A 536-nucleotide genomic window follows, 5' to 3' on the forward strand; every position below is an offset into this window, starting at 1 on the left:
AGCGATATGAAGCTCAATGATGCCTGCCCAGAGCTGACAGTAGACCCACAAACTTATGAAGTTCGCGCAGATGGCGAGTTATTAACGTGTGAGCCCCTGTCAGAATTGCCATTAGCCCAACGCTATCATTTGTTTTAGAGCACTTGTAAGGATATCAATATGCTTGAATTAATAAAAAGAATCGACGGCAGCACTCAGGCCGATGTACACGACACCCTAACGCTACCTTATGAGCTGCGCATACGTGGCCGCTTAAAAGCAGTGACTGATAGTGGCCTCGATGTTGGCTTGTTCCTTGATCGTGGTCCGGTACTGCGTCATGGTAATTTACTACAAGCGAGCAGCGGTGAGATCGTCCAAGTGTTTGCCGCTGATGAACCAGTTACTACCGCTTATGTTGAGAGCGGTTTGGCATTGGGACGACTTGGCTATCACTTAGGTAATCGTCATGTATCGCTCGCCCTTGGTCGTGATGAAGAGGGACGTTATTGGGTGCGGTTCCCGCCAGATCATGTGTTAGAAGAATTGGCAGTTCT

At 48.5% G+C, this 536-nt stretch carries 2 protein-coding genes; both read left to right on the forward strand.

The genetic code is table 11. The features are described from left to right. Positions 1-138: hypothetical protein (locus ACS8FD_RS24065; RefSeq protein ID WP_439277699.1), on the forward strand; the 138-nt coding region annotated here is incomplete at its 5' end. Between the two features lie 21 nt (positions 139-159). After that, a partial coding sequence (locus ACS8FD_RS24070; RefSeq protein WP_439277698.1) for an urease accessory protein UreE occupies positions 160-536 on the forward strand: 377 nt, incomplete at its 3' end.

The sequence above is a fragment of the Psychrobacter sp. 1U2 genome, from assembly GCF_051847575.1.